This window comes from Sphingomonas natans (assembly GCF_030546695.1).
Lineage (GTDB): Bacteria > Pseudomonadota > Alphaproteobacteria > Sphingomonadales > Sphingomonadaceae > Sphingomonas_I > Sphingomonas_I natans.
In genome coordinates, this window is record NZ_JAUOTP010000004.1 from 305,317 (window position 1) to 330,160 (window position 24,844).

Genomic DNA, 24,844 nt, shown 5'->3' on the forward strand with positions numbered 1-24,844 from the left:
GACAGGCGTGCTTCACTTTTGTGAAAATACCGGAAATCGGCGAGCCAATCTGTCATTGAAGCGACTTGGAGCTGCCGTAGCGACGCGCCGACGTTGAAGGAGTGAAGCCGTGCCGATGAACCGTGGAGACCGAGGATGATCGCGCTTGCTTTGCTGCTGGCGGCGGCCCCCGCGCCGGCTCCGCTTCGCGGCCGTCCCGTCGTCATCGCGCATCGCGGCGCCTCCGGCGAGCGGCCCGAGCATACGCTGGAGGCCTATGCGCTCGCGATCGCAGAGGGCGCCGACTTCATCGAGCCCGATCTGGTGATGACGAAGGACCGTCACATGATCGCGCGGCACGAGAACGAGATTTCCGGCACGACCGACGTCGCCGCGCATCCCGAGTTCGCCGCACGCAAGGCGACCAAGACGATCGACGGCCAGGCCGTGACCGGCTGGTTCACCGAGGATTTCACGCTCGCCGAGATCAAGACGCTGCACGCGCGCGAGCGGATGCCGCAGCTGCGCCCGGCCAATGCTAAGGCCTATGACGGCAAGTTCGCGATCCCGACGCTCGACGAGATCCTCGCGCTCGTCGCCGAGAAGGACAAGAGCACGGGACGGCGCATCGGCCTGTATCCCGAGATCAAGCATTCGACCTATTTCACGAAGCTCGGCCTGCCGATGGAGCCCCCGCTGATCGCGGCGCTGAAGCGCGCCGGCTACACCAGGCCGAGCGACCCGGTGATCATCCAGAGCTTCGAGATCGGCAATCTGAAGGCGCTGCACGCGCTGACGAAGCTGCGGCTCGTCCAGCTCGTGTCGAGCGAGGGCGGTCCGGCCGACCAGCCGGCGACGCGCTATGCGCAGATGATCACGCCCGCCGGGCTCAAGACGATCGCGACCTATGCGCAGGCGATCGGCCCTGAAAAGCCGCTGATCGTGTCGCGCGACGCCGAGGGCCGCTCGCTGCCGCCGACGACGTTGATCGCCGACGCGCATGCCGCCGGGCTCATCGTCCATCCCTGGACCTTCCGCTCGGAAAACTACTTTCTCCCGGCCGAACTGCGCAAGGGTACGTCGCCCGCGGATCATGGCGACGCGGCGGCCGAATATCGGATGTTCTACGCGCTCGGGGTGGACGGCCTGTTCAGCGAGTTTCCGGCCGAGGCGGTGGCGGCGCGGCCGCGCTGACGGCTGGACTTGGGATCGACGGGACGCCACATCGCTCGGCAGGAGGACTGCTCATGCGGATCGAAGATGTTCCCGACGATGTCGCCGCCGCCGCGTTTCGCCGGCTCGTGCATCACCTGCGCCACCGCACCGACGCGCAGAATGTAGATCTGATGGGGGTGAGCGGCTTCTGCCGCAACTGCCTGTCGGACTGGATCGCCGAGGCCAGCCACGGCGCGCTCGGCAAGGATGCGGCGCGCGAGGCGATCTACGGCATGCCGCAGGCCGAGTGGAAGGCGCGCCACCAGACCGAGGCGACGCCCGAACAGCTCGCCCGCATGCAGGACAGCGTCGCGCGCAACCGACAGGAGGAGGCGCTGGACGAGGCGCTCGACGAGAGCTTCCCGGCGAGCGACCCGCCCTCGCAGAGCGAACCCGGCGGCCGGCGCTGATGGGCGACCGGATCCTGGTCTTCTACGGCTCGTACCGCTCCGAACGTCAAGGCATCAAGCTGGCCGACTGGCTGGTCCGCGCCTTCGCCGCGCGCGGCGCCGAGCCGGAGCTGATCGATGCGATGGCGATCGGACTGCCGATGCTCGATCGGCGCTATGGCGATTACGGCGAGGGCGAGGCGCCGCCGGCGCTGGAGCAGCTCGCAGGCAGGATCCGCGCGGCGGATGCGTTCGTGTTCGTCGCGGGCGAATATAATTGGGGCATCCAGCCCGGCCTCAAGAACCTGACCGACCATTTCCTCGCCGAATGGCGGTGGCGCCCCGCGGCGATCGCCAGCTATTCGGCGGGACGCTTCGCCGGGGCACGCGCGGCGGTCGCCTGGCATGCGACGCTTGCGGAGATGGGAATGGTCGTCACCTCCACCCCCCTCGCGCTCGGCGGCATCGGCCGAGCCTTTGCGGACGGGGAGCCTGCGGGCGCCGACGGCGCCGCGCTGGTCCACGCCTTTCCGCGCTTCGCCGACGATCTCGCCTGGTGGACGGGCGCGGCGCGCGCCCAGCGGGCGAAGATCTCCCCGCCTTACTGATCGAGGCTCGGCGCGGGCGCTCCGTTCGCAGGCGTCGGCGTTTTTCCAAAATGAACGCCCGCCTAACAATATCGAATCGGCAGCGCATCCTGTCGATTTTCGATCAGCGCATGTTGAAATGCATCTCTCCTCGCAATGTTTTGCGGAGGAAATATGCGGGCGAGCGCGCATCGATGCCCGATTCTAGCCGCCATATGGGCCTTTCGATCTCACTTTGATCGATTCTTATAAGAAATTTCTGTTACGCTCATGCCACAAAGTCGGATCGGCCCGGTGGGTCTTGGAAAGCATATATCGCTTTTCGAGATGGGGAAGCTTGGTCGTAAATACTTCGACAGAGATACTATAAAATCAGGGAAGAGGATTGCCGAGGCGCGGTATTTGTTAGGGCACCAGGGGGCAATTCATGATCATATCTTCGCGCTTGCGTTTGACAGGCGGAATCAGTCCGATCGCACTCGTTCGGGGCAGCATGATGCTGGCCAGCATCGCCGCCATCGGAGCAGGGCTGGACGCTGCAGCCGCACAGAGCATGTCGGAGCCGGTCATCACCGCGCCCAAATCGACTCCTGCAGAAGGCGAGACGATCAATACCGCCGGCGGCAAGCCGGGCGTGACGACCGAGCGGATGTCGCTCGCACCCGGCGAGGAACCCTCTCCCGCCAATGAAGGCGAGATCACCGTCACCGGCACGCGCATCGTCCGCGACGGCTACAGCGCGCCGACCCCGGTCAGCGTGATCAGCACGGAAGAGATCAATCGCGAAGCCCCGGCCAACATCAACGACTTCGTCAATACGCTTCCGGCCGTGCGCGGTTCGGCGACGGCGGCGAGCTCGAACGGCGCGCTCTCGAACGGGCAGGCCGGCGTCGCCACCGTTAACCTCCGCAACCTCGGAGCGAACCGTACGCTCGTCCTCCTGGACGGCCAGCGCTCGGTCGCGTCCACGACCGACGGCACGGTCGACGTCAATACGATCCCGCAATCGCTGATCCAGCGCGTGGAGGTCGTGACCGGCGGCGCCTCCTCCGCCTACGGCTCCGACGCCGTCTCGGGCGTCATCAACTTCATCCTCGACAAGGAATATAAGGGCCTCAAGGCCGAGTATGAATATGGCGTCACGACCTATGGCGACGGCAGCAACCACAAGGCTTCGCTGACGGGGGGCATGTCGTTCGGCGAAGGCCGCGGCCACATCCTCGCCTCGGGTGAATATTTCCACCAGCAAGGCATCCAGACGATCGACCGCGACTGGAACGACAGCGGGTTCTTCCAGATCAACAACCCGGCCTACAGCGCGGCCGCTTGCACCGACAACAATGCCGCGACCGTCTGCACGAGCGAATATCTGATCCGCAGCGGCGTCGGCTCGGGCAACTTCACGCCGGGCGGCCTGATCGTCGGCGCGAAGAATGCGGCGGGAACCGTGCTCGCCCTGACGAACGCAACCCTGCCGGTCGCCGTGCGAACCGCGCTCACAAACACCTATTTTGGGACGATCGATCCATCGACCGGTCGGGCCACGACAGGGACGCTCGCGGTCGGCCCGCGCGGCGGCCAGTGGATGGTCGGCGGCGACTATAAATATGCGAGCTCCAGCCATGTCGGCAGCGCGACTCTGCTGCCGTCGGAAGACCGTCGCGGCGCCTTCGGTCGCGCAAGCTGGGAGTTCGCGCCCTGGCTCAAGGTGTTCGGCCAGTTCGGCTACAGCTCCTATCGCGGCCTGAGCTATTATCAGCTCACCCCCTCGCAGACGACGACGACGGGTCCCGGCGCGAGCACGACCAGCGGCGTCGAGATCTTCTCGGGCAATCCGTATCTGCCGACCGCGATCCAGACGCTGCTGACGACCAACAACCTTCAGTCGATCGTCATCAGCACCGGCAATGCCGGCCTGCCCGCGCAGGGCAGCGACATGAACCGCAAGGTCTATCGCTATGTTGCCGGTGCCGATGGCGACTTCACGCTAGCCGAGCGAGACTTTCACTGGAGCGGCTATTACCAGAAGGGGATTACCAAGACGCACGAATTGCTCGTCAACGCGTGGAACTACGACCGCATGACGAAGGCGACGAACGCGGTTCGCGCCGCCGACGGCACGATCCGGTGTGCGATCAACGCCGACGCGAGCACCGCCAATGACGATCCGCTCTGCTTCCCGCTCAACCGCATCGGTGTCGGCGGAATGGATCCGCGCGCGATCGACTATGTCCTCGGCAACGGCCGCCAGCCGGCCCGCGATCAGAAGATCACGCAGGATATCGGAGCAATCACCTTCTCGACCAACAACCTGTTCGAGGTCTGGGCGGGTCCGGTCAGCATCGCCTTCGGCGGTGAAGCACGCAAGGAGAAAGTCAGCGGCTTTGTCGATCCGTTCTTCGCGCCGCAGGGCGCCGGGAGCACGATCGTCCCGACGTGGCGCTACGGCAACTTCCTGCCCGTCTTCGGCTCGTACAATGTGAAGGAGGCATTTCTCGAGACGGTCATTCCGATCATCAAAAACATGGATTTCAACGGCGCAGTTCGCGTCACCGATTATTCGACGTCGGGCCGGGTGGAGACATGGAAAACGGGCCTGACCTATCAGCCGATCCCGGACGTCAAGTTCCGCGGCACGATCAGCCGCGATATCCGCGCACCGAACCTCGGCGAATTGTTCAATCCGGGCGGCGGCGCGACCAATTCGGTCACGCGCCCGATCGTCCCCGGTGGCGCTAACAGCCTGTCGGATACGTACATCAACTCGGTCGTCGGCAATACCGATCTGAAGCCGGAAATCGCCAAAACGTACGGTGCGGGTGCGGTCTTTACGCCGACGTTCCTGCCCGGCTTCGCGGCCTCGGTCGATTATTACAAGATCAAGCTGACCGGCGCGATTTCGACCTATTCGGCGCAGAATCTCGTCGATCTCTGCTACGGCAACCAGCAGGATGCGGCGTCCTGCGCCTTCATCAATCTCGCTACCGGGGGCGCGGCAACTTCGGGCAACCCGAACGTCGATATCCAAAGCATCACGATCAAGCCGCTCAACTTCGTCGGCATCAAGAACGAGGGCGTCGATATCGAGGCGAGCTATCGCCGCCATATCGGCCCAGGCACGGTCAGCCTGCGTGCGCTCACCACGCGCGCGATCACCAACGAGAGCGACAACGGCATCAGCCTGGTCAACAACACGGTCGGCCAGAATTCGGGCAGCCTGCCAAAATGGACCTTCCGTTTCACCGCCGCCTACAATCTGGACAACGGCCTGTCCTTCCAGGCGGTCGCGCGCGGAATTACGTCGGGCACCTATAATAACAGCTATGTCGTCTGCGACACGAATTGCCCGGTCTCGACTTCCGACAATCGCACCGTGAACTACAATCACATCAACGGTGCGTGGTACTTCGACGTGAACGGCGAATATAAGTTCACGGCGATGAGCACGAAAGCAGCAGTGTTCTTCTCGATCCGGAACCTGCTCAACAAGGATCCGGTGCTGGTCGCCAACGGCCCCAATGGCGACAACACCGAAGCCTATCCGCAGACCAACCGCATCTATGATGTGCTCGGCCGGGTATTCCGCGTCGGCGTCCGGATCGACTACTGATCGCTAAGCCGGGGCGGCGCCGCCGTCCCGGCATTGTTTCGCTCCGCAACGGAGCGCGAACGGACGACACCGCCGCGACAGGCGGGCGCCTCGAACCACCTTCCCGGCCCTACTGCTGATGGTCCCATGACCATCGGCCCCGCTCCGCCGCCCCCTCTTTTCGGCGGAGCGGGGACACTTTGTTTCTCGATCAGACCACTCATGCAATCGGCCCCGCCGCCCGCTTACCAATGAGCGGACAGCCAAGCGCCCAGCGATTCGATCTGCTCGCCGGTCAATGCCAGCGCCGCGCCGAGCGCCGGGGCCTTCGGCCAGCCATCGTCCGCCTTGCGCATATCCAGGAACGTACGTTCGCCCTCGTGCCGCGGCAGCACATGGAAGTGGACGTGGGGATCGACCATCATCAGCATCAGATAATTGATCTTCTGCGGTGCGACCGTGCGGTGGAGCATCGCCTCGATACGGCCGACGATCGCGTGCAGTTCGGCAAAGGCGGCAGGCGGCAGATCCGCAAAGGCCGTCGCCTCGCTCTTCGCCGCCAGCACCAGACTGCCGAGCGTCGGCTGCTCGGGCCGCAGCAGCACGACCCAATGCCCGCTTTCGCCGACGAGTGTGGCGGGATAACCGAAGCGGGCGATCGTGGCGTTTACGGCGGCGGCGACCATGTTTTCTTTCTCCGGCAGATCACTCAGACGGGCACGCTATACCGTCATTCATCCCGGCGCGTTCCGGAAAGCGCCCGACGAGGTCCAGCCGCCCTCCGTGGCTCGCTGCTGCGAGCCGGGTTGGGACGGTGCCACGGAACGATAACAGGGCTTGTCGATGCGGAAGCTGCCGTCCATTGTGTGACCATCTCCTCGTGGGCGGGCCGCCGGCGATGAGTGGGGGCCAACCGATTATCGACAGCCGCGCCGTGGTCCTCCGGCACGGCACCGTTCGCGCCGCCGTGATCGGGCGGTCGAAGCGCAATGCGGTCATGATCGGAGCAGAGCATGTCCTCCCAGTCCAAGGTTCGCGCCATCATTCTCGCCGCCGGACGCGGTTCGCGCCTGGGCGAACTGACGCAGGATCGCCCGAAATGCCTGTTGGAGCTGGGTGGCCAGTCGTTGCTGGAATGGCAGCTGGAGGCGCTGGAAGCGGCCGGGATCGCCGAGATCGTCGTCATCGTCGGTTTCAACGCCCGCCGGGTTGAAGCGCGTCTCGAGGATCGCGGCAACGTCACGACGCTGCACAATCCCTTCTACGAGGTTTCGGACAATCTGGCGTCGCTGTGGTTCGCGCGCGACTATTTCGAAGGCGACGTGCTCGTCCTGAACGGCGATACTTTGGTCTCGGCCGAGAGCGTCCGGCGCCTCGTCGAGCGCGGCGCGGCGCCGATCAACGTGATGATCGATCGCAAGCCGGCTTACGATGCCGACGACATGAAGGTGCTGCTCGACGGGAACCGGATCCGCGCCATCGGCAAGACGCTGACCGACGCCGATGCCGAATCGATCGGCATGCTGCTGTTTCGCGGCGATGGGACGGGGCTGTTCCGGCAGACGATCAAAGAGATGATGTACGAGACATCGTCGCTCGGACGCTGGTTCCTGAGCGTGATCGACCAGCTCGCGCGCAAGAGCGACGTCTGCGCCGTCGACGTGGCCGGCGAGGGCTGGGCCGAAGTGGATTTCCCCGCCGACATCGTCATCGCCGAGGCGCTCGTCGCCACGTGGAAGAGGCGCAGCGGCGAGCGCGCGCTGGCGACCTGATCCGCAGACCTTGCCTGCATATCGTCGCCGCGCGAACATGAGCGGAGCCGGGGGAGAGGGCGCATGACGAGGACGGGCTTTCGACAAGCTCTCCTGCTGACCTTCGCTGTCTGGTTCGTGTTCGTCTATGGCAGCTACTGCGTCGCCGAGCTCATCGCCGGCCGCACCGGCTTCCTTTCGGACCTTCCCTTCGATCTGCTGGCGGTCTTCCTCGTCGCGCTGACCGCGCAGGCGCTTTATCCGCTGGCTCTGTACACGGTCGGCTGGCCGCTCATGCGCCGCTGGGGCCTGCTGGCGGCGGGCGTCCTGCTGGTCGCCTTCACCCAATCGCTGATCAACCTGGCCGAGAACCGGTTGCTGGGCGTGATCCCGGCGCTCGACTCCGCGCATCTCGAACTGATCCGCGCGCGCTTCGCCTCCAATTTCCTCTCGCACGCCTATCTGTGCGTCGCCAATGCGGCCCTGCTCGTCTTCCTGGTGGAGACGCGTCGGTCGGCGGCGCAGCGCATCGATCTCGCGCGCGCCGAAGCGGCGGCGGCCGAAGCCAAGGCGGTGGCGCTGCGCCTGCAGCTCAATCCGCATTTCGTGTTCAACACGCTCAATTCGATCTCCAGCCTGATCGTGACGCGGCGGATCGACGATGCCGAAGAGATGCTCGGGCGGCTGGCCGAATTTCTCCGCCAATCGCTGACGTCGGATCCGAACGGGCTCGTGCCGCTGGACGAGGAGCTCGCGACGGCGGAGACCTATCTCGAGATTGAGGCGGTGCGCTTCGGGGATCGCATGCTCGTCGAGCTGCACTGCCCGGCGGCGCTCTCGCAGATCGCAGTGCCCAACTATATCCTGCAACCGCTCGTCGAGAATGCGGTGAAATATGGCGTGGCGCGTTCGACCTGCCCCGTCACGGTGCGCGTCATCGCGGAGAGGCACGAGGGCAGGTTGCGCATTCAGGTGCTCGACGATGCCCAGCCGAGCGCGGAGGCGCACCCCGCCGCCGGCTTCGGCATCGGCGTCGACAATATCGGCCAGCGCCTCACCGCACGGTATGGCGACGCCGCGTCGATCACCACCGAGCGCGGCGCGAAGGGTTATGCCGCGACGATCATCCTGCCGATCGCCGCCGCGACGGGTTCGAAGCCGTAGAGCAGGCCGTCGGTCGATCGTCGACGCGGGTTCGTCGAACCCCGCAGCTTCGTCGCACGAGCCGGCGATTTTGCAGAGACACGCGCGCGCACCGGAGCGCATCGCCGTATTGGGCCATCGTCGGCTCCGCATCGGACGCCGCGCCGGAAGATCCGACTATGCCAACCGCCCTCGCCTTCGCGAACGATGTTCAGCCGGCGCTCTCCTCGGCGCGACCGCATTTGCGCCTCGTCGAGGCCGCGCCCGGCCTGACGGCGGGAGAACGGCAGGCGGTCGAGATCGGGCGTGACGATGCGTTCCGCCACGGCTGGGACGCGGGTCTCGCCGATCGGACGCCGGGGCGTCGCCTCGTCGCCGCCATTGCCCGGTGGCTCGGCATCCAAGGCGTCATGCCGCTCGCCGACCCGCGACTGGAGCGATTGCGCCTGTTCGCGGCGATGATGCGCCGCGACGACCGCCGTGTCCATGCGATGGCTGACCTGCTCAGGCAGGACGGGATCAACCCGGCGGCTTTGCATCAGGCAATCGCCTTGGCGCTGGCCTGAGGCCGATCACGCCACGCCGAGCGCCGCCTCGACCGCGGCGACGTAGCTCGGCCCGACCTGCACCGTCGTCCCGTCCGTCAACAACAGCGCCGTGCTTCGCTGCGCGCGGCGGATCTCCGACACTTTCGAGGGCCGGACGAACGCCGAGCGATGCACGCGGATGAGCGCGGTGCCGGCGAGCTTCTCCTCAAGCGCCGCCATCGTGATCCGCAGCATGTGGCTGCGCAATTCGGTGTGCAGCAGGACATAATCGCGCGCCGCCTCTACCCAGTCGATCGTCTCGATCAGCACGCGCCGCTGGCCGTCGCGCTCGGGTACCCAGATTTCGGGGTCGCTGCCCGGCGCGCGCGCGTCGGCGCGCAGAGCCTCGACCTCGGCCTCCAGCAGGCCGGCGCGCGCCGCCGCCTCGCGAAGCTGGCGGCGGCGGCGCGCGCGATCCGTGGCGAGGCGCAGGCGATCGAAGCGGACGGGCTTCAGGATATAATCCGCCGCCTCCAGATCGAAGGCGTCGGGCGCATAATGTTCGTGCGCGGTGACGAAGACGAGCTCGGGGCGAGGCTCGATCCGGATGTCGGCGGCGGTGCGCAGGCCGTTGCGCCCGGGCATCTGGATATCGAGGATCACGAGATCGGGGCGCAGGGCCTCGATCTGCGCGAGCGCCTCGTCACCGTCGCGCGCCTGGCCGACGACATCGACCCCGTCGATATCGCCGCAGAAGACGCGCAGCCGATCCAGCGCCAGCGCCTCATCGTCGACCAGCAGCACCCGCATGACCTTGTTTCCCCCTCGCCCCCTTACGCCGCCATCGGCATCCGCAACGTCGTCTCCACGCCATTCTCGCCCGCGCGGACGATCACCGACGCCGCCGCACCGTACAGCGCGCGAAGCCGCCCGCGTATCGCTTCCGCCGCAAGCGAGGCCTCCAGCATCTGCGTGCGGGGCGCATCGTCCGACACGCGGAGCTGGAGCGCGCCCGCGTCCCGCGAAGCGATGATCCGGATCTGCACACGCGCCGAGGACGGCTCGACGCCGTCGCGGATCGCCGCCTCGACGAGCGGCTGGATCAGGAGCGACGGGACCGCGACGTCGCCGACATCGTCCGCGCATTCGACCGTGACCGCGAGGCGCTCGCCGAAGCGCATCTCCTCCAGCTGCAGATAATGATCGACGAGCTGGAGCTGGTCCTCGAGCGACGTGATCGCCATCGGATCGCTCTCGATCGAGGCGCGCAGGAAGCTGCTCAGCGTCTCAAGGCCCTGCTCCGCCTCGGGATTGCGATCGGTGACGACCATCGCGGAAATCGCGTTGAGCGTGTTGAACAGGAAATGCGGGTTGAACTTGAGGCGCATCGCATCGAGCTCGGCCTGCTTGGCGGTCGCGCGCAGGTGCGCGAGTTCGCGCTCCTGCCGCAGCGCCTTCTGCCGGCCGGCCGCGACCTGGAACAAGGCGCAGTTGACGGCGAAGACGCCGGTATAATTAAGCGCCGCGCCGTAGCTGCTGCGCAGATCCTGCGGCAGCGTCAGCCAGCGCGCCTCCAGATTATGCGCGACGAAGCCGGTGAACAGCAGATCGAACGCGGACTGGACGATCGCGACGCTCAGCACCGCCCCGATCATCACCGCCAGCCGGGTGCGGCGCGGCAGTGCATAGGTGCCCCGGAACAGCGCGAACAACCCCATCGCGAACAGCATCGAGACGAGGATGGTCGAGCAATCGAGCAGGACGCTCGTCACGCCCATGCCACGGTAGCGACCGACGATCATCGGCAGATAGATCAGCAACGTGAACGACCATAGCGCGACCGTCGCGACGAGACCCTCGCGCCATTGAACATCCTCGCGGCCGCCTTGCAGCCGATCGGCGCGGCGGGCGGACGATGAAGAGGAGGCGTTGAAGACAAGGGATCCGTGCATCATCGCCATTCAGCACGGCTCGGCCCGCGCCGCGCGCGCCGCGCGACGAAGCCGTCGACGGATGCGACCGGCACGTGCCCGGCGCGGTCAGGCGCGACATGTGCGCCGCTCGACCGAACGCTCGCCTCGGCCGGAGCGATAGCTGGCGACGCGGATTTCGCGTCGGATGGCGCCACCGCTTTGCCCCACGCGCTCGATCCCCGCGTCCAGCAGCAAGCCGCGGCGCTGCTGTTCCGGTGCGGCATAGCCGGCGCGAACGTAGACCAGTGTCGATCGGTCGATCACGGCGCCCAGCCGGCCGCCGACAGCGAACGAGACCGGCCGACTTTTGGGTGACGCCGCAGGATAAGCGGGCGGGCGCGGCCTATGCACCTGCGCATCGACACCGACGCGGATGCCCGGCAGCGGCGCGAAATCCCAGCCGCCGCCGCGCCCGCCCTCCCCCGTGCTCGCCAGGGCATAGGTCCCGGTGAAAGGCCGCGGCGCCTGCGCCGTCGGCATGAGCAATATCGCGGCCGCGGCTACGAACATGTTTGCCTGTGTCGTCATCGATATCTCGCGGGGTGGCTGAAGCAGGTGACGCCCCTGCGCGCAACGATCCCGAAGCGCTTGCGCGACGCGTTCGAAACGGAGCCGGATGCGACGGGCCGGACGCCATCCTGTTGGTCGCGTGCGGCGACAGATTGGTCGGCGGCCCCGTCTATCGCGGCCCGTGCGCGAACAGGATCTCGGCGACGCCGAGCACGCCGGTCACGATGATCTGGACGCCGACGCACAGCAGCAGGAACGCGACGAGGCGCGACAGCACCCGCGCGCCCGAATTGCCGAGCAGCGCCATGACGCTGTCCGACCAGCGATAGCAGAGCCAGATCATCAGCGAGATGATGATCGCCGCCAGGCTCATGCCCGCGAAGAAAGACAAGGTGCCGATGCCGCTGGCGGGACGCTGCGACGACAGGGCGATCGCGACGGCGATGGTCCCGGGGCCGGTGGTGAAGGGCATCGTCAGCGGAAAGAAGGCGACCTCGTCGCCCGAATATTGCGCGGGTGCCGCGGCGCTGGCCTTGCGCTCTTCGTGCGCGCTCGGCTGCATCAGCAGCCCCCAGGCGCGGATCGCGACGACGAGCCCGCCCGCGATCCTCAGCGCGGCCAGGCTGACCCCGAAGAAGTTGAGGACATAGCCGCCCAGCCACAGCGACACGAGCAGGACGATCGTCGAATAGATCCCGATCTTCCCGGCCATGCGATGGCGATCGGCGCGCGACCGGCCTTCCATGATCTCGTTAAAGATCAAGGCCGCGCCGACCGGATTGACGATCGAGAACAGGGCCGGGAACGCCAGCAGGAAGGCACCGACGAAGCTGCCGACCGGCAGCGGACTGAGATCCATGGGCCTTATCCCTGCGTGCGGCGTACGACCCTGCCAGGCGACTTGCGCGTCGCCCGCATTAGGCGGCGGCGGCGGGCAACACTAGCGCTTGCGGACGCCAAGATGCGAGATCGCGGATCGCGATCCGGATCAGGCGCCGATGGCGGAAAGGCTGGCGATGAGCTCGTCCCGGCGAAACGGCTTGGTCAGCCGCGGGAGATCCAGCTCGACGCCCTCGCTTTCGGCATAGCCGGAGATGATCAGCACCGCGAGCCGGGGCTGCTCCGCACGCAGCGCGCGCGCGAGATCCGATCCGGTCATGCCCGGCATCAGATGATCGGTAATGAGGATGTCGGGTGCGATGCCGCGCCGGACGAGTGTCAGCGCCGCCTCCGCCGAGGCGGCCTCGATCACCTCATATCCCAATTCGCTCAGCATGTCGGCCGTGCTCAACCGCACATAGTCCTCGTCGTCGACGAGCAATGCCGTCCCTTTGGATGCGGGCAACGTGACACCCGTCGCCGCCGTCGCGGGCTGAACCATGTCCCGGCTTTCGGGGAGCCACAATTCGACGTTGGTGCCGAGCCCGGGCCGGCTGATGAGGCGCAGCGCGCCGCCCAGCTGCGAGGCGAGCCCGTGCACCATCGACAGGCCCAGGCCGGTGCCCTTGCCGACGCCCTTGGTCGAGAAGAACGGCTCGACGGCGCGCGCGATCGTCTCCTCGTTCATGCCCATGCCCGTATCCGCGACCGAAAGCCGGATGTAGCGGCCCGGCTTCAGATCGCGTCCCGCAGCCAGGACGGTTTCGACCGACGCCGTAATCCTGAGCGTCCCGCCATCGGGCATCGCATCGCGGGCGTTCACCGCCAGATTGAGCAATGCCATTTCCAGCTGATTGGGATCGGCGTTGGCAAAGGGCATGTTCCCCTCGGAGCTCGCGATGACCTTGATCTGCGGTCCGGTCGTGCTGGCGATCAGATCCGCCATGCCATCGATGAGCTTGGGGATATCGACTGCCACGCTCTGGAGCGGCTGACGCCGCGCAAAAGCCAGGAGGCGCTGGACCAGCATGCGCGCGCGTTCGGCGGAGGCGACCGCGCCCTTGATCAGGAGCTGTTCGCGATCGCTGCCGAGCTTCTTTCGCTCCAGCATGTCCAGCGTGCCGACGATCGGGGTCAGCAGATTGTTGAAATCATGCGCGACGCCTCCGGTCAGCTGGCCCATCGCCTCCATCTTCTGCGACTGGCGCAGCGCCTCCTGCGCCTCGGCGAGCTCGGCCTGCGCGCGATAGCGTGCGCTGATGTCGCGGGCATGATGGAAGGCGCCGATGATCCGTCCCGATTCATCGCGGAGCGGGGAGTAGAGGATCTCCCAGCGCGGCGCATCGATCGCCGGATTGCCGAACTCCTCCTCCACCGTGAAGGATTCGCCCGTCAGAGCGCGGTCCATCTGCGCCTTCATGACTGCGCGCTGTTCGGGTACGAAGAGCGACCAGAAGACATCGCCCAATCGGGTATAGAAGCCGTTGACGCGGAAGAACTCGTCATTGTGCGCCTTGTTGAAGGCGATCAGGCGATGTTCGGTGTCGAAGGCGCAGATGGCGGTCGTATCGGACTGGATGATCTTTTCGTGGAGCAGCAGCGCCTGCGTGCGTTCGACGACGGTCGCCTCCAGCATGGCGTTGAGCTTCGCCAAGGCATCACGGTCGTCCCGCCGCTCGGTCACGTCCTGCACGACGCCGATCAGGCGGAGAGGAGCGCCCGCGGGATCATATTCGAATTCCGCGCGCCGCTCAATGCAGCGCACCTCGCCCGTGTCCGGCCGGCGGATGCGATATTCCACCTTGAGCGCAATGTCCTGCGACGCTCGCGTGTCGGCATGCGAGACGATGGCCGCATCGTCGGGCACGACGAGCGTCTCGATGGTCTCGGCGTAAATGCCCGGGCCCGGCTCGATCCCGAACAGGCGAAAGAATTCGGGTGTACCGGTCAGCGCGCCGGATGCGATATCGATCGTGAAGAGGCCGATATGTCCCGCCTCCTGCGCGCGCCGCAGACGCCTTTCGGCCTCCTCGAGCGCGCCGGCAGCCTCCCGCTGGGCTTCCGCCTGACGCACCGTGGCGGTCGTCTCGTTGGTGATACACAGCACGCCCGCGACGACACCGTCATCATCGAAGACGGGCGTGTAGGAAAAGGTCCACCAGGTTTCTTCCGGCACGCCCCAGCGTGCCATCGGCACCGGCAAATCGACGATCCGGCTCGCCTCGCCCGCCAACGTTTTGAGGAACGGCGGTTCGATCGCGGGATAGGCATCGGCCCACAGCTCTTCGAAATTCGCGCCCATCGCGCCGCTCACGCGCGGGCCGAGCACCGGAAGATAGGCGTCGTTGAAGAAGAACGTGCGGCCGGCGCCCCACACCAGATACATCGACTCCCGCGATGCGAAGAGCGACCTGAGCTGATTGCGCAGCGACACCGGCCAGAGAGACCTGTCGCCCAGGGGATGCGTATCCCACGCTATCGCCAGGAACAGGCTTTCTGCTTCGTGATCCGTAGCCGCTTGCGTCACGCGCAGAGCATAGACCGTTTCGGCTCCGTGGCCAGATTGATCTCGGTGTCGATCGCGAGCCGGTGGCCGACTCGCGGCGTTCGTTTCGGCGTCGCGACGAATTGGGGGCCCCGCGCACGATGATCGGGATGAAAAGAAGCGGAAATCTGCGCTTTTTCCTGGCACTATCCGGTCGCTGGGCGATTTGTTTGCAAGCGCCGCAGACGCTGGCTAGGACAACAGGGTTAGGCAGATGTCAAAGTAGCGGAATGTAAATTGGGGCTCGCGGCAGGGATGGCGGGAAAACTTAAGATACTTTGCGTAGAGGATGACGAGGACGCGCTCTTCATAACATCGCTTTCACTTGGTCTGGATGAAAACATAGCGACAAGCCTCTCGCGTGGCGCGGGCGAAGCTTTGGGGATCCTGCAAGGCCGAGAGGAACATTTCGACTGCATCATTCTCGATGCGAAGTTGCCAGACCTCAGCGGGGCGGACCTGCTGACCGCCATTCGGGAGCTGGATGATTATCGACAGACCCCGATCATCTTCCTGACCGGAAGCGTCCGCAAGGCAGATGCGGATGTCTACAGGTCGCTCGGCGCCCTGGCGATGATCGCCAAGCCCTTTGATCCTCTTACCCTCGCTGCCGAAGTCCGCGGTATCATCACCGGGTCGTGACGCTGACCCAAGCCGACCTGATCAACCGCAGGATCCAAGTCTCTCCAGTTCGCCGATGATCCCGGTCCAGGTCGTCCTGGCCTCGCCGATCGCATCGGCCTGCTGACGCCGCGCGAGCGTGATCGCCTTGGCGTTGAACTGGTCGAACAGCGCCGCGGCGATCCTGGCGATCTTCGCTTCGCGCGCCTGGGGTTCGTCGATCGCATCGACAATATCGTTCGGGCGGCGCTGGCCGCTGTTCCGCAGCAGATCCGCCTGCGTCAGGAGCTGGACCACGACGTCGTCGGGATCCGTCGGCTTCATGATGACGGAGACATGCGGGAACACGGCGGCAAGCTCATCCGGCAGACCGAAGCCGGTATGAATCACGAACGGGATGGCGAGTTCGATCAGTTGCAGGGCGACGGGCGACACATCGCGATCAAGCAGATTGGCATCCAGCACCGCGGCGCTGACCTCGGTCCGTTGCAGCAACGCGAGAGCGTCCGTGACGCTCGCCACCGGGCCGACGACTGCGCAGCCGCGATCCTCGATCGCGGCGGTGAGGTTTGCCGACAGAATCTCATCGTCCTCGACGACGAGAATGTGAATTTTCGTCTCCATCGAGCCTCCGAATGCCGCGATCGCGCGGCTGCCATTGTCATGCGCTTGTACAATCTCAAGCTCAGCGCGCAATCCGGACGATCATCGGCGGTTCGCGCGACGCCTATGGGCGAGCGCATATGCGACGCCAGCCCTCAGGAGATCGGAATCATCTCACGGATGCGGTCGGCGAGTGCTTCGATCGAGATCGGCTTGGTGACCATCGCCATGCCGGACCCGAGAACGCTTTCTGCAAGCTCGGCCTTTTCCGCATAACCGGTCATGAACAGGATCTTGAGATCGGGTCGCTCGGCACGCGCTACGTCTGCCACCACCCAGCCGTCCTGCCCCGGCAGACCGATATCGGTTACAAGCAGATCGATCGGCCGGCTGGATTTCAGGATCGCGATTCCGGTCACGCCGTCCGCCGCCTCCACCACCTCATATCCCAGATCGCGCAACATCAGCACGATCAGGTCGCGTACGATCTCCTCATCTTCGATGACGAGAATGGTCTCCCCGCGACCGGCTGCAGACGGCGCTTCAACTGGGGGCGATGCGATCTCCGGCTGCGAGACTCCATCGTCTCGCGGCAGATACAGGCTGATGGTCGTCCCGCGCCCCAACTCGCTCGCGATCGTCACATTGCCTTCGGACTGCCCGGCGAAACCATAGATCATCGACAGGCCGAGCCCGGTGCCGTGCCCCATCTGCTTGGTGGTGAAGAACGGCTCGAACGCCCTGCTTTTGGTTTCTTCGGACATACCGCATCCGGTGTCGGCCACCGAAATACAGACATAATCTCCCGAAAGCACGCCGGCATTCGTCGTAGCGGCCGAGCCCTCAAGCCGCGCGTTCGCGCTCTCGATGCGCAGACTGCCGCCATCCGGCATCGCATCGCGGGCATTGATGACCAGATTGAGCAGCGCGCTTTCGAGCAGGTGCGGATCGCATCGCGCCTTCCACAAATCGGCCGCCGGCGCGATCGCCAGATCGATTCCTTCGCCGACGGTCCGGCGGAAGATATCTGCCAGCGATGCGATCAGGCCGTTCGCATCCACGGGTCGCGGGTCCAGCGGCTGTCTGCGTGCGAAGGCGAGAAGACGATGCGTGAGCGCGGAGGCCCGATCGGCCGAGCGCAGCGCGCCGTCCATGAACCGGTCCACATCCTCCAGCCGGCCCGCCTCGATCCTGCGCCGCGCAATCTGCAGGCTCCCGGTGATGCCCTGGATCAGATTGTTGAAATCATGCGCGAGCCCGCCGGTCAGCTGGCCGACCGCCTCCATCTTCTGCGATTGGCGGAGCGCGTCTTCGGCCTTCGAGAGCTCCTGCGTTCGGGCCTCCACGCGCTGTTCCAGATCGGCGTTGAGCGCGTTCAGCGCATCCTCCAGGCGTTTGCGCTCGGTGATATCGAAGCTCGCCCCCGGAAATCGCAGCGGCGTGCCATCGGCGGCGCGTTCGCACTGGCCCCGGGCGAGGACCCAGCGGACCGTACCGCGCTCGTCGACCAGCCGATATTCCTCGCTGAATACGTCTCCGGTCCGCAGCGCCTCTGCGACCGCCGCCCGGACGCGCGGCAGATCGTCGGGATGGATGCGCCTGAAGAAGTTCGCGATCGGCCCGCCGCTCCGGGCCAGCTCGACCGGGACGCCGTACAGGTGCGCGAAGCGCGCATCGGCGCGGACGCGGTCCTCGACGACGTCCCACGCCCAGGTGCCGACGCCATCGCCCGCAGCCAAGGCCTGCCGCAACTGCGCCTCGCTCTCGCGGGCGGCCTCGGCGCCGAGCACGCGCTCGGTGATGTCCACGCCCTGGTTGAACAGGCCGATGATGGCGCCGTCCTCGCCACGAATGGGCGCTGTGGTGAAATCCCAGTGGGTGAGCTGTTCGAGGCCGTCCCGGACCATCGGCACCGCCACCGATCGGCGCTCGAACCCCTTGCCGCCGCTCATCACCTCCAGGAGGGGCTTGGCGACCCGCAGCCACTCCTCTCCCCAGATGTCCGCCACGGGCTGCCCGAGCGCCGCGGGATGGCGATCGCGCATCAAGGGGATATAGGCATCGTTGTAGAGCATCCGAAGCTCCGGGCCCCAGAGCACCGCGCCGAGCATCGGCGAATTCAGGCAGACGGAGATCATCGAGCGCAGCGACTGCGGCCAGGTCGAAGGCTCGCCCAAAGCGGTCCCGGTCCAGGGATACGCGCGCATCAGCGCCCCCATCTCTCCGCCGTCGGCGAGGAATGGACAGGCACTGGTGCGCTCGGTCATCTCGCTTGCCGCCTCCTACCCAGGCGCCCGCGGATCAATCGGGTTTGCGCGCCAGATTCTTGTTGATCGCCAAGGCTGCGAGCGTGCCAAGCGCGCCCGAGAGCAGATAGAGGCCCGCAGCGATCAGGCCAACCCGCGTCGCGAGCAACAAGGCGGCGAGCGGCGCGAAACCCGCGCCGAACAGCCAGGCGAGGTCCGAGGTCAGCGCCGATCCGGTATAGCGCGACTGGGGCGAGAAGCCCGATGCGACCGCACCTGACGACTGGCCGAAGGCGACGCCCAGCAGGATGAAGCCGACGAACATGAAGCCGGCCGCGCCGATCGGACCCATGTCCAGCAGCTGCGGCGCGAAGCCGCTATAGACGGCGATCGCTGCGGCCGAACTGCCCAGGACCGTGCGGCGGCCGAAGCGATCGGCGAGCAGACCCGACATGATCATTGCGAGGATGCAGACCGCGGCGCCCCCGATCTCGACCAGCAGGAAGGTCGCCAGATCCTGGTGCGTGAACAGCAGGATCCAAGAGATCGGGAAGACCGTGACCATGTGGAACAAGGCGAAGCTGGCGAGCGGCGCGAAGGCGCCGACGATGATCGTCCAGCCATCCGAGCGGATCGTCGCGGTCACGCGCGAGGGCTGCAGCTCGAGATTGTCGAATGACGCCTCATATTGCGGCGAGACGACGATGCGCAGCCGGGCGAACAAGGCCACCACGTTCAGGGCGAAGGCGACGAAGAAGGGATAGCGCCAACCCCAATCGAGGAAATCAGCGGTCGAGAGGTTGCTCAGGAAGTAAGCGAACAGCCCGCTCGCGACGATCAGGCCGAGCGGCGCGCCGATCTGCGGCACCATCGCATACCAGCCGCGGCGATTCTCCGGCGCATTCATCGCCAGCAGCGAGGACAGCCCGTCCCACGCGCCGCCGAGCGCGATGCCCTGGCCGATGCGGAAGGCGCACAGCATCGCGGCGCTCACCCAGCCGATCTGCGCGTAATTGGGCAGGAAGGCGACGGCCACCGTCGAGCTGCCGAGCAGGAACAGGGCGATGGTGAGCTTGATCCCCCGGCCGAAATGCCGATCCACCGCCAGGAAGATCAGCGATCCGAGGGGGCGCGCGACGAAGGCGAGCGCGAAGATCGCGAACGACCAGATCGTGCCCGTCAGGCGATCCAGATACGGGAAGACGATCTGCGGAAACACGATCACCGAGGCGATCGCATAGACGAAGAAATCGAAATATTCGGACGTGCGCCCGATGATCACTCCGATCGCGATCTCGCCCGGATGGACGCCATCGTCATGATGGCTGTTGATCGCGCGTGCGTCGCGTTCCGGCGATGTCGATGCGGCATTTCCGGCCATCGGCTGCTCAATCTTCCTGATCCCGCCGCGATGCGCGACATACGTATTGGATCGTGCCCTTATGCGACTCTGTCGCTATCGGGGTATAGGACAAATTGTCCAATCGTCGGGAGCGACACCGACAGCGTAGGCGGCGACAATGTTTTCGTGCAGCATCTTCCGGGCGCATCGACGCCCGATCGCGCTTCTCGCGCCGGCGGCGTCCTTCCTGCTCGGCGGGTGCGGGATGCAGGTGCTGGCGCCCTCGGGCGACGTCGCCCGCCAGCAGGCGCACATCCTGACCGTCTCCACCCTGTTGATGCTGGTCATCATCCTGCCGGTGATGGCGCTGACGATCTTCTTCGCCTGGCGCTACCGCGCGTCGAACGACACCGTCGAGCACAAGCCCGACTGGGATCATTCCACCTCGCTGGAGCTGATCATCTGGTCGGCGCCGCTGCTGATCATCATCATGCTGGGCGCGATCACCTGGATCAGCACGCACACGCTGGATCCCTATCGCCGACTCGGGCGGATCGCGCCGGGCCAGCCCGTCGCCGCCAAGACCGCGCCGCTGGAGATCGACGTCGTCGCGCTGGATTGGAAATGGCTGTTCATCTATCCCGAGCAGGGCATCGCCACGGTCAACCAGCTCGCTCTGCCGCTCAATCGCGAGGTCCGCTTCCGGATCACGTCGAGCTCGGTGATGAATTCCTTCTACATCCCCGCGCTCGCCGGCCAGATCTATGCGATGCCCGGCATGGAGACCAAGCTGCACGCCGTGCTCAACAAGCCCGGCCGCTTCGAGGGCTTCTCCGCCAATTATAGCGGCGCGGGCTTCTCGGGCATGCATTTCACCGTCGATGGCGTCGACGATGCGGGTTTCGCCCGGTGGGTCGCGCATGCGCGCGCCGGCGGCGCGAAGCTCGATCTGCCCGTCTATCGCGTGCTGGCGCGGCCGAGCGAGAATGTGAAGCCGCTGCGCTGGGCCGCCGCCGATCCCAAGCTGTTCGACCGGATCGTGCGGATGTGCACCGAGCCGGGCGCGACCTGCGCGACGGACATGCACATGGGCACCGCAGGCGCTGCCGGGCAATCGATGCCCGCTCCGGTCAACGACAATAGCCGCCCTCCCGCCGGCGAACCCGAAGGCGCCCTGCTGCGCTCCGGCAGCGAAAAGGGCACCGCGCCCCGCGCCGGATCGCCGAACGACGCCCGCCGATCGCCCTCGCAGAACTGAGCCCCGATATGTCCCCCGACGTCATCAAATTCCTCTTCGGCCGCTTCTCGCTGGAATCGCTGCCGCTCCACGAGCCGATCGTGATGGGCACCTTCGTGGTCGTGGCGCTGGGCGGCGCGGCCTTGGTCGGCGCGCTCACCTATTTCCGCGTCTGGGGCTATCTCTGGAACGAGTGGTTTACGAGCGTCGATCACAAGAAGATCGGCGTCATGTACATGATCCTCGGCATGATCATGCTGCTGCGCGGCTTTTCCGACGCGATCATGATGCGCATGCAGCAGTCGATGGCGTTCGGCGCGAATGACGGCTTCCTGCCCGCGCACCATTATGACCAGGTGTTCACCGCGCACGGCGTGATCATGATCTTCTTCGTCGCGATGCCGTTCGTGACGGGACTCATGAACTTCGCGGTGCCGCTGCAGATCGGCGCGCGCGACGTGTCCTTCCCATTCCTCAACAATTTCAGCTTCTGGATGACGGCGATGGGCGCCGTGATCGTGATGATGAGCCTGTTCGTCGGCGAGTTCGCGCGAACCGGCTGGCTGGCGATGGCGCCGCTCTCGGGGCTCGATCAGTCGCCCGATGTCGGTGTGGATTATTATATCTGGGCGCTGCAGGTGGCCGGTATCGGCACATTGCTATCGGGCATCAACCTCGTCTGCACGATCGTGAAGATGCGCGCGCCGGGCATGACCATGATGAAGATGCCAATCTTCACCTGGACGGCGCTGTGCACCAACATCCTGATCGTCGCCGCCTTCCCGGTGCTGACCGCGGTCCTCGCGCTGCTCGGCCTCGATCGCTATTTCGGCACGCATTTCTTCACGAACACCATGGGCGGCAACCCGATGATGTACGTGAACATGATCTGGATCTGGGGCCACCCGGAGGTCTACATCCTGATCCTGCCCGCCTTCGGCGTCTATTCCGAGGTGACGTCCACCTTCTGCGACAAGCGCCTCTTCGGCTACACCTCGATGGTCTATGCGACGGTCGTCATCACGATCCTGTCCTACCTCGTCTGGCTCCACCATTTCTTCACGATGGGCTCGGGCGCGAGCGTCAACAGCTTCTTCGGCATCACGACGATGATCATCTCGATCCCGACGGGCGCCAAGATCTTCAACTGGCTGTTCACGATGTATCACGGCCGGATCCGCTTCGAGCTGCCGATGATGTGGACGATCGCGTTCATGCTGACCTTCACGGTCGGCGGCATGACCGGCGTGCTGCTCGCGGTGCCGCCCGCCGATTTCGTGCTGCACAACTCGCTGTTCCTCGTCGCCCACTTCCACAACGTGATCATCGGCGGCGTCGTGTTCGGCATGTTCGCGGGCATCAATTACTGGTTCCCCAAGGCGTTCGGCTTCAAGCTCGACGAATTCTGGGGCAAGATGAGCTTCTGGTTCTGGGTCTCGGGCTACTGGTTCGCCTTCACGCCGCTCTATGTGCTCGGCCTGATGGGCGTGACGCGCCGCCTGCGCCATTTCGACGATCCGAGCCTGCAGATCTGGTTCCTCATCGCGGCGTTCGGCGCGGCGCTGGTCGCGATCGGCATCCTCTCCTCGCTCATCCAGTTCTACGTGAGCTTCCGCGACCGCGAGCGGCTGCGCGACACGACCGGCGATCCGTGGGGCGGACGCACGCTGGAATGGGCGACCTCGTCGCCGCCGCCGGCCTATAATTTCGCGGTCACGCCCGTGATCCACGATCTGGACGCCTGGTACGACATGAAGAGCCGCAACCACCGCCGGCCGACCGACGGCTATCGCGCGATCCTGATGCCGCGCAACACGCCGACCGGCCTGTATCTGGCCGGGCTCAGCCTCACCTTCGGCGTCGGCATGATCTGGTATGTCTGGTGGCTGGCGGGCGCGAGCCTGATCGGGGTGTTCGCGGTCGCGATCCACCACACGTTCAATTACGATCGGGAGTTCCATATCCCGGCCGACGAGGTGACACGCACCGAGGAAGCCCGCACACGCGCACTCGCGGCGGCGGGGGTCTGAGCGATGGCACATGTAATCCCGGGCAATAACGGCGAGGAGCCCGTCTTCTACCTCGCCGACGAGCATGATCACGAAGCCGGCGGCAGCACGATGCTGGGCTTCTGGATGTACCTGATGAGCGATTGCCTCATCTTCGCGATGCTGTTCGCCTGCTACGGCGTCTATGGCGGCAGCTATGCGGGCGGCCCGAAGCCTTCCGAGATCTTCGAGCTGCCGCTGGTCGCGGTCAACACGACGATGCTGCTGCTGTCGTCGATCACCTATGGCTTCGCGATGCTGGCGATGGACGAGAATCGCAAGACCGGCACGCTCGTCTGGCTGGCGATCACCGGCCTGTTCGGCGCGGCGTTCATCGGCATCGAGCTGAGCGAATTCCATGCGCTGATCGCCGAAGGCGCGACCCCGCAGCGCAGCGCCTTCCTGTCCTCCTTCTTCACGCTGGTCGCCACGCACGGCCTCCACGTTTCGATCGGCCTGATCTGGCTGGTGACGCTGATGGTGCAGGTCGCGCGCGGCGGGCTGATCGCGGCCAACAAGCGGCGGCTGATGTGCCTGTCGCTGTTCTGGCACTTCCTCGACGTGATCTGGATCGGGGTGTTCACCTTCGTCTATCTGATGGGAGTCATTCGATGAGCGGCGACACGCATGGCCATGGCGATGCGCCGGCGCACGGCTCGCGCCGGACCTATCTGACCGGCTTCGCGCTGTCGGTGATACTGACCGCCATCCCCTTCTGGCTGGTGATGGACGGCAGCTTCGGCAAGCAGGCGACGGCATTGGCGATCATGGGCTTCGCGCTCGTCCAGGTGCTCGTCCACATGATCTATTTCCTCCATCTCGATGCGCGGTCCGAAGGCGGCTGGAACCTGATGGCGCTGATCTTCACGGTCGTGATGGTCGCGATCGGGCTCGTCGGATCCTTGTGGGTCATGCACCATCTGAACATGAACATGATGCCGGGCATGGGATCGGGCGACACGAGCGGCATGTGAAGCGCGTCGCTATCGCGGCGTTGCTGACGCTGACGGTGGCGGCGCTCGTGTCGCTCGGCGTGTGGCAGGTCCAGCGCCGTGCCTGGAAGCATGATTTGGTCGCGCAGGTCGATCGCCGGCTGGCGGCGCCGCCGATCGACGCCCCCGGCCCCGCCGCATGGCGACGGATCGGCCCTGCCGACGTCTATACGCGTATCATCGTCCACGGCATTCTGCGCGCCGATCGCCAGACCTTTGTGCAGGCGGTGACCGGCTACGGCCCGGGCTTCTGGGTCATGGCGCCGGTCGAGACCGATCGCGGCTTCACCCTCCTCGTTAATCGCGGCTTCGTGCCGCAGGACCTTCGTCGGACCGCCCGCAGGCCGGTGCCGGTCACGATCTCCGGCCTGCTCCGCCTGAGCGAGCCCGGCGGCGGCTTCCTGCGGACCAACGATCCCGCCGCGGACCGCTGGTATTCGCGCGACGTGGCCGCGATCGCCGCGCGACGGTCGCTCGGCGTGGTCGCGCCCTACTTCATCGATGGCGACGCGCGGCCCGGCGAGAGCTGGCCAAAAGGCGGGCTGACGATCGTCACCTTTCCCGACAATCACCTGCTCTACGCGATCACCTGGTTCACGATGGCCACCTTGCTGGCCGGCACCGGCCTGCGGATGGCGTGGCGCCGCCGCCGGCGCTAGGACCGGCGC

The 24,844-nt window shown here is 65.8% G+C and carries 22 protein-coding genes; 13 read left to right on the top strand and 9 right to left on the bottom strand.

Annotation, left to right across the window (positions count from 1 at the left end; genetic code table 11):
- The first annotated feature begins 135 nt into the window (after positions 1–135).
- The 4 genes from Q4F19_RS11040 to Q4F19_RS11055 all read left to right on the top strand — a co-directional run bounded on the left by Q4F19_RS11040 (position 136) and on the right by Q4F19_RS11055 (position 5,780).
- Positions 136–1,173, top strand: a complete 1,038-nt coding sequence (locus tag Q4F19_RS11040) for a glycerophosphodiester phosphodiesterase (protein ID WP_303542505.1) — start codon at positions 136–138, stop codon at positions 1,171–1,173.
- 53 nt (positions 1,174–1,226) lie between these two features.
- On the top strand, positions 1,227–1,604 hold the full coding sequence (locus tag Q4F19_RS11045) for a DUF1244 domain-containing protein (protein ID WP_303542507.1): 378 nt from the start codon (positions 1,227–1,229) through the stop codon (positions 1,602–1,604).
- The gene (locus tag Q4F19_RS11050; RefSeq protein WP_303542509.1) at positions 1,604–2,191 is read left to right on the top strand and encodes an NADPH-dependent FMN reductase; all 588 of its coding nucleotides are present in this window, start codon (positions 1,604–1,606) and stop codon (positions 2,189–2,191) included. The genes Q4F19_RS11045 and Q4F19_RS11050 overlap by 1 nt, the downstream gene beginning before the upstream one ends.
- A gap of 472 nt (positions 2,192–2,663) precedes the next feature.
- The gene (locus Q4F19_RS11055; protein ID WP_303542512.1) at positions 2,664–5,780 is read left to right on the top strand and encodes a TonB-dependent receptor domain-containing protein; all 3,117 of its coding nucleotides are present in this window, start codon (positions 2,664–2,666) and stop codon (positions 5,778–5,780) included.
- A gap of 224 nt (positions 5,781–6,004) precedes the next feature.
- On the opposite strand, the gene Q4F19_RS11060 is transcribed toward Q4F19_RS11055, so the two are convergent.
- The gene (locus tag Q4F19_RS11060; protein WP_303542514.1) at positions 6,005–6,445 is read right to left on the bottom strand and encodes an HIT family protein; all 441 of its coding nucleotides are present in this window, start codon (positions 6,443–6,445) and stop codon (positions 6,005–6,007) included.
- 327 nt (positions 6,446–6,772) lie between these two features.
- Between Q4F19_RS11060 and Q4F19_RS11065 the strand changes: the two genes are divergently transcribed.
- The 3 genes from Q4F19_RS11065 (at position 6,773) to Q4F19_RS11075 (ending at position 9,219) form a co-directional block, all read left to right on the top strand.
- A complete protein-coding gene (locus tag Q4F19_RS11065; RefSeq protein WP_303542516.1) occupies positions 6,773–7,531 on the top strand; it encodes a phosphocholine cytidylyltransferase family protein in 759 nt (252 codons plus the stop codon).
- A gap of 63 nt (positions 7,532–7,594) precedes the next feature.
- Positions 7,595–8,674, top strand: a complete 1,080-nt coding sequence (locus tag Q4F19_RS11070) for a sensor histidine kinase (protein WP_303542518.1) — start codon at positions 7,595–7,597, stop codon at positions 8,672–8,674.
- 158 nt (positions 8,675–8,832) lie between these two features.
- Positions 8,833–9,219, top strand: coding sequence for a hypothetical protein (locus tag Q4F19_RS11075; protein ID WP_303542521.1), 387 nt, complete (start codon positions 8,833–8,835; stop codon positions 9,217–9,219).
- A gap of 6 nt (positions 9,220–9,225) precedes the next feature.
- On the opposite strand, the gene Q4F19_RS11080 is transcribed toward Q4F19_RS11075, so the two are convergent.
- From Q4F19_RS11080 to Q4F19_RS11100, 5 genes are all read right to left on the bottom strand, one after another.
- The gene (locus tag Q4F19_RS11080; protein ID WP_303542523.1) at positions 9,226–9,990 is read right to left on the bottom strand and encodes a LytR/AlgR family response regulator transcription factor; all 765 of its coding nucleotides are present in this window, start codon (positions 9,988–9,990) and stop codon (positions 9,226–9,228) included.
- Between the two features lie 23 nt (positions 9,991–10,013).
- Positions 10,014–11,141: a sensor histidine kinase gene (locus Q4F19_RS11085; RefSeq protein ID WP_303542524.1), complete on the bottom strand. Its 1,128-nt coding sequence runs from the start codon at positions 11,139–11,141 to the stop codon at positions 10,014–10,016.
- A 78-nt stretch (positions 11,142–11,219) separates the two neighbouring features.
- A complete protein-coding gene (locus Q4F19_RS11090; protein ID WP_303542526.1) occupies positions 11,220–11,681 on the bottom strand; it encodes a hypothetical protein in 462 nt (153 codons plus the stop codon).
- A gap of 151 nt (positions 11,682–11,832) precedes the next feature.
- Positions 11,833–12,522 carry a MarC family protein gene (locus tag Q4F19_RS11095; RefSeq protein WP_303542528.1) on the bottom strand — a complete coding sequence of 230 codons (690 nt, stop codon included), beginning with the start codon at positions 12,520–12,522 and terminating at the stop codon, positions 11,833–11,835.
- A 129-nt stretch (positions 12,523–12,651) separates the two neighbouring features.
- Complete coding sequence (locus Q4F19_RS11100; protein ID WP_303542530.1) at positions 12,652–15,069, bottom strand: hybrid sensor histidine kinase/response regulator; 2,418 nt, start codon at positions 15,067–15,069, stop codon at positions 12,652–12,654.
- A gap of 273 nt (positions 15,070–15,342) precedes the next feature.
- On the opposite strand from Q4F19_RS11100, the gene Q4F19_RS11105 reads away from it, so the two are divergent.
- Positions 15,343–15,729, top strand: coding sequence for a response regulator (locus Q4F19_RS11105; protein WP_303542532.1), 387 nt, complete (start codon positions 15,343–15,345; stop codon positions 15,727–15,729).
- A 21-nt stretch (positions 15,730–15,750) separates the two neighbouring features.
- Here the strand turns inward: Q4F19_RS11105 and Q4F19_RS11110 are convergent, their stop codons facing one another.
- From Q4F19_RS11110 to Q4F19_RS11120, 3 genes are all read right to left on the bottom strand, one after another.
- Complete coding sequence (locus Q4F19_RS11110) at positions 15,751–16,332, bottom strand: response regulator (RefSeq protein WP_303542534.1); 582 nt, start codon at positions 16,330–16,332, stop codon at positions 15,751–15,753.
- Positions 16,333–16,466: 134 nt separating this feature from the next.
- Positions 16,467–18,578, bottom strand: coding sequence for an ATP-binding protein (locus tag Q4F19_RS11115; RefSeq protein ID WP_303542536.1), 2,112 nt, complete (start codon positions 18,576–18,578; stop codon positions 16,467–16,469).
- Positions 18,579–18,612: 34 nt separating this feature from the next.
- On the bottom strand, positions 18,613–19,938 hold the full coding sequence (locus Q4F19_RS11120; protein ID WP_303542538.1) for an MFS transporter: 1,326 nt from the start codon (positions 19,936–19,938) through the stop codon (positions 18,613–18,615).
- A gap of 139 nt (positions 19,939–20,077) precedes the next feature.
- Between Q4F19_RS11120 and cyoA the strand changes: the two genes are divergently transcribed.
- From cyoA to Q4F19_RS11145, 5 genes are read left to right on the top strand one after another with little or no spacing between them, the layout of a single operon-like run.
- A complete protein-coding gene (gene cyoA, locus Q4F19_RS11125) occupies positions 20,078–21,157 on the top strand; it encodes a ubiquinol oxidase subunit II (protein ID WP_431312393.1) in 1,080 nt (359 codons plus the stop codon).
- Between the two features lie 8 nt (positions 21,158–21,165).
- A complete protein-coding gene (gene cyoB, locus Q4F19_RS11130; protein WP_303542539.1) occupies positions 21,166–23,166 on the top strand; it encodes a cytochrome o ubiquinol oxidase subunit I in 2,001 nt (666 codons plus the stop codon).
- A gap of 3 nt (positions 23,167–23,169) precedes the next feature.
- A complete protein-coding gene (gene cyoC / locus Q4F19_RS11135; protein ID WP_303542540.1) occupies positions 23,170–23,799 on the top strand; it encodes a cytochrome o ubiquinol oxidase subunit III in 630 nt (209 codons plus the stop codon).
- A complete protein-coding gene (cyoD, locus tag Q4F19_RS11140) occupies positions 23,796–24,158 on the top strand; it encodes a cytochrome o ubiquinol oxidase subunit IV (protein ID WP_303542543.1) in 363 nt (120 codons plus the stop codon). Before cyoC ends, cyoD begins: the two co-directional genes overlap by 4 nt.
- Positions 24,155–24,835, top strand: a complete 681-nt coding sequence (locus tag Q4F19_RS11145) for an SURF1 family protein (protein WP_303542546.1) — start codon at positions 24,155–24,157, stop codon at positions 24,833–24,835. Before cyoD ends, Q4F19_RS11145 begins: the two co-directional genes overlap by 4 nt.
- Positions 24,836–24,844 lie beyond the last annotated feature (9 nt).

Coding starts and splice junctions, on each gene's coding strand:
- cyoD (WP_303542543.1), top strand. CDS start 23,796: ATGAGCGGCGACACGCATGGCCATGGCGATGCGCCGGCGCACGGCTCG.
- Q4F19_RS11120 (WP_303542538.1), bottom strand. CDS start 19,938: ATGGCCGGAAATGCCGCATCGACATCGCCGGAACGCGACGCACGCGCG.
- Q4F19_RS11065 (WP_303542516.1), top strand. CDS start 6,773: ATGTCCTCCCAGTCCAAGGTTCGCGCCATCATTCTCGCCGCCGGACGC.
- Q4F19_RS11055 (WP_303542512.1), top strand. CDS start 2,664: ATGATGCTGGCCAGCATCGCCGCCATCGGAGCAGGGCTGGACGCTGCA.
- Q4F19_RS11115 (WP_303542536.1), bottom strand. CDS start 18,578: ATGACCGAGCGCACCAGTGCCTGTCCATTCCTCGCCGACGGCGGAGAG.
- Q4F19_RS11085 (WP_303542524.1), bottom strand. CDS start 11,141: ATGGCGATGATGCACGGATCCCTTGTCTTCAACGCCTCCTCTTCATCG.
- cyoC (WP_303542540.1), top strand. CDS start 23,170: ATGGCACATGTAATCCCGGGCAATAACGGCGAGGAGCCCGTCTTCTAC.
- Q4F19_RS11045 (WP_303542507.1), top strand. CDS start 1,227: ATGCGGATCGAAGATGTTCCCGACGATGTCGCCGCCGCCGCGTTTCGC.
- Q4F19_RS11040 (WP_303542505.1), top strand. CDS start 136: ATGATCGCGCTTGCTTTGCTGCTGGCGGCGGCCCCCGCGCCGGCTCCG.
- Q4F19_RS11105 (WP_303542532.1), top strand. CDS start 15,343: ATGGCGGGAAAACTTAAGATACTTTGCGTAGAGGATGACGAGGACGCG.
- Q4F19_RS11075 (WP_303542521.1), top strand. CDS start 8,833: ATGCCAACCGCCCTCGCCTTCGCGAACGATGTTCAGCCGGCGCTCTCC.
- Q4F19_RS11110 (WP_303542534.1), bottom strand. CDS start 16,332: ATGGAGACGAAAATTCACATTCTCGTCGTCGAGGACGATGAGATTCTG.
- Q4F19_RS11090 (WP_303542526.1), bottom strand. CDS start 11,681: ATGACGACACAGGCAAACATGTTCGTAGCCGCGGCCGCGATATTGCTC.
- Q4F19_RS11070 (WP_303542518.1), top strand. CDS start 7,595: ATGACGAGGACGGGCTTTCGACAAGCTCTCCTGCTGACCTTCGCTGTC.
- cyoB (WP_303542539.1), top strand. CDS start 21,166: ATGTCCCCCGACGTCATCAAATTCCTCTTCGGCCGCTTCTCGCTGGAA.
- Q4F19_RS11095 (WP_303542528.1), bottom strand. CDS start 12,522: ATGGATCTCAGTCCGCTGCCGGTCGGCAGCTTCGTCGGTGCCTTCCTG.
- Q4F19_RS11080 (WP_303542523.1), bottom strand. CDS start 9,990: ATGCGGGTGCTGCTGGTCGACGATGAGGCGCTGGCGCTGGATCGGCTG.
- cyoA (WP_431312393.1), top strand. CDS start 20,078: ATGTTTTCGTGCAGCATCTTCCGGGCGCATCGACGCCCGATCGCGCTT.
- Q4F19_RS11060 (WP_303542514.1), bottom strand. CDS start 6,445: ATGGTCGCCGCCGCCGTAAACGCCACGATCGCCCGCTTCGGTTATCCC.
- Q4F19_RS11050 (WP_303542509.1), top strand. CDS start 1,604: ATGGGCGACCGGATCCTGGTCTTCTACGGCTCGTACCGCTCCGAACGT.